Source organism: Bradyrhizobium sp., assembly GCF_049581145.1.
Lineage (GTDB): Bacteria > Pseudomonadota > Alphaproteobacteria > Rhizobiales > Xanthobacteraceae > Bradyrhizobium.
The window spans coordinates 1-2,957 of sequence record NZ_JBAURI010000065.1 but is presented as its reverse complement, the minus strand read 5'-3'; the positions used below and the strand labels follow the sequence as shown (position 1 = coordinate 2,957).

Here is a 2,957-nt window from a genome sequence, read left to right as displayed (position 1 = left end):
GAGTAAATATGGGCTCTTCCTCGCCACCGCGATCGCAACGCGCAATCCCACCGTGATCGCCGCGATGGGAGCCGTCTCCGCCGAACATCTGTCATCGTCCGCGATGACGGCAGCAAAGGCTGTGGCCTCGGTGATGGCCATGAACAATGTCTATTATCGCTTCGTCCACCTTGCCTCGAACAAGGAGTACGGCGCGATGCCGGCGCGGCTGCGCATGAACGTGATCGGCAATCCCGGCGTCGACAAGGCGGATTTCGAGCTGTGGTCGCTCGCCGTATCGGCCATCAACGGATGCGGCGCCTGCATGGACGCGCATGAGAAGGCGCTGCAGGAAGCCGGCGTCACGGCGGCGGCGATCCAGACCGCCGTGCGTTTCGCCGCCATCATTCAGTCAGTCGCCGTGGCGATCGAGGCTGGCGCGACGACGGCGTCGCAGGCGGCCGAGTAACATCGAGTCCAACGTCGAATGAAAGGCCCGCGATACGTGTTGCGTATCGCGGGAACCCGTTTGGCTAGCCGAATTTGAACAGCACGCCGTAGCCGCCGCGCGGATAACTCCACTCGATGTCGCCGCTGGCCTCGCCGATCACTCGGCACGTGCCGCACTCGATGCAGCCATCGACCGCGATTTCGACCTGGCCCTGGTTGTTGAGCTCATAACAGCGCGCAGGGCAGGCCTTGAGCAGCGCCAGCAGTTCCGGCGACGGCTTGCTATGCGGCCGTACCTTGATGTGTGCCCGGCCGGCATCGACCAGATAGCGATTGTAGAACAGCTTGTCCTCGACCCTCACGGATGGCTCGGCACTCATGGTTCAGTCTCCCTGGTTCAATATTGAAGCTGTGCTCATTGTCAGCGCCAGGCACGGGCGAGACGGAAGGCGTCGCCGAACAGCCCGGTCCAGGACCGCGCACGGACGAAGGATCGCAGCGTCAGGCGCTCCTTCTCGACCTTGGGCGTTCCATCCACCCGCAGGAAATTCTGCATCGCCTTTGAGACGAGCTGCGGATAGGTCAGGAAGAAGTTCTGCGACTGGATGTGCATCAATGCAGGCATATCCTTGTATTTCTTCAGATCCTTGATGACGAAGGAGCCATCCAGCATCTTCTTGTAGAGCGCCAGATTATCCGCCGTCATCGGGTCGCGCCGCGACTTGATCTGAAAGATCGCTTCGGCCGCGATCCGGCCCGAAGTCATCGCTAGATTCGACCCCTCGCGATGGATGGCATTGTTGAGTGCCGCTGCGTCACCGACGACCAGCCAGCCCTCGCCGTAGAGCTGCGGGATCGCCTTGAAGCCGCCCTCGGGAATCAGGTGAGCGGAATATTCCTTGACCTCCGAGCCTTCGATCAGCGGCGCCACCGAAGGATGACGCTTGAAGCGATCGAGCAGGCCATACGGCGTCTCGCCGGTACGCTGGAAATCGGCGACCAGGCAGCCGATGCCGAGCGACACGCATTCCTTGTTGGCGTAGATGAAGCCCATGCCGGTCATGCCGCGCGAAATGGTGCCGGCGGCCTCGATCACGGTGCCTTCATCGCCCTTGAGATTGAAGCGGGCTTCAATGGTTTCGCGCGGCAGGAAATGCATTTCCTTCACTGCGAGCGCGACCTTGTCGGCCTCCGGGCGCTCGCGCAAACCGGCGCGGGTTCCGAGCAGGCCGTTGACGCCTTCGGCGAGCACCACGACGTCGGCGTGGATTTCGCCGTTCTCGCGGTCGGTCCGCACGCCAATCACGCGGCCATAGGCGTCCTGCACCAGTTCGGTGACGGTGGTTTCGCACAGCACGGTTGCGCCGGCCTCGCGCACCTTGGACGAGAACCACTTGTCGAACTGGGCGCGGATGATGGTGTAGCGGTTGGGCTTCTCCTCGTTGAAATCATCGGAGCGGTAGTGCAGCCCGACATGCGAGCGGTCGTCCATCATCCAGAAGCGCTGCTCGACCAGGTGACGCTCCAGCGGCGCGTCCTCGCGGAAATCGGGGATCAGCTTCTCGAGCATGTCGGCATAGAGAATGGCGCCCTGGACGTTCTTGGAGCCGGAATACTCACCGCGCTCCAGCTGCAGCACCTTCAGCCCGCGCTGCGCCAGCGTGAGTGCGGCCGCGTTGCCGGCCATTCCGGCGCCGACGACGATCGCGTCGAACTTCTCTTCGATCATGATCTCCTCCTCTAGCTTGCGATACGGTCGCGCGAGTGCGGCGACAGCCGCAGGCGAAATGCCGTGGTCAAAGACGGCAGCAGCCGGATCGCGTCCGTGACGATGCCGATATGGGCGAACTCGAAAATCGGCGCGTTCCTGTCGGTGTTGATGGCGACGATCAGATCGGCGCCTTCGACGCCGACCCGGTGCTGGATCGCGCCCGAGATGCCGGCGGCGATATAGAGTTTTGGCCTGATGGTCTTTCCGGTCTGGCCGATCTGGCGATCGGAGCTGACCCAGCCCTTCTGCACCAGCGGCCGCGAACAGCCATATTCCGCGCCGAGCACGGAGGCGAGCTGGCGGACCAGTTGGAAATTCTCCGGCGAGCCGAGCCCGAGCCCGCCCGCCACGACCACATCGGCATAGGCGAGATTGGACTTAGCGGAATCGCGATCCGGCAGGAACGACAGCACCTTGGTAACGATGTCGGCTTCGACGAGGCCGAGCGGATGGCGGATGACGCGGCCGAGATCGCGCGCGGCGCGCTCCGGCATCGGCATCACGCGCGGCCGCACGGTGGCCATCTGCGGCCGGTAGTTCAGCGTATAGATCGTGCAGAGCAGCGATCCGCCGAAGGTCGGGCGCGTGGCGGCGAGCGAGCCGTCGGTGTCGACGTCGAGCTCGGTGCAATCGGCGGTCAAGCCGGTGAGCAGCGTAGTCGCCACCGATCCCGCGAGATCGCGGCCGAGCGTGGTCGCGCCCAGCAGCAGGATCTCGGGCTGATAGGTGTTGACCACGTCGGTCAGCGCCTTGGTGT

Annotated in this window: 4 protein-coding genes; 1 reads left to right on the top strand and 3 read right to left on the bottom strand. The window is 63.8% G+C overall.

The features are described 5' to 3' along the window. Positions 1 to 448, top strand: a 448-nt coding sequence (locus WCB02_RS01860) for a carboxymuconolactone decarboxylase family protein (protein WP_423955735.1), incomplete at its 5' end; no start/stop codon positions are given. A gap of 64 nt (positions 449 to 512) precedes the next feature. Here WCB02_RS01860 and WCB02_RS01855 read toward each other — a convergent pair. The 3 genes from WCB02_RS01855 to WCB02_RS01845 all read right to left on the bottom strand — a co-directional run. Continuing rightward, positions 513 to 809, bottom strand: coding sequence for a ferredoxin family protein (locus tag WCB02_RS01855; protein WP_423955733.1), 297 nt, complete (start codon positions 807 to 809; stop codon positions 513 to 515). 41 nt (positions 810 to 850) lie between these two features. After that, positions 851 to 2,158: an FAD-dependent oxidoreductase gene (locus tag WCB02_RS01850; protein ID WP_423955731.1), complete on the bottom strand. Its 1,308-nt coding sequence runs from the start codon at positions 2,156 to 2,158 to the stop codon at positions 851 to 853. Between the two features lie 11 nt (positions 2,159 to 2,169). Then, a partial coding sequence (locus tag WCB02_RS01845) for an electron transfer flavoprotein subunit alpha/FixB family protein (protein ID WP_423955729.1) occupies positions 2,170 to 2,957 on the bottom strand: 788 nt, incomplete at its 5' end.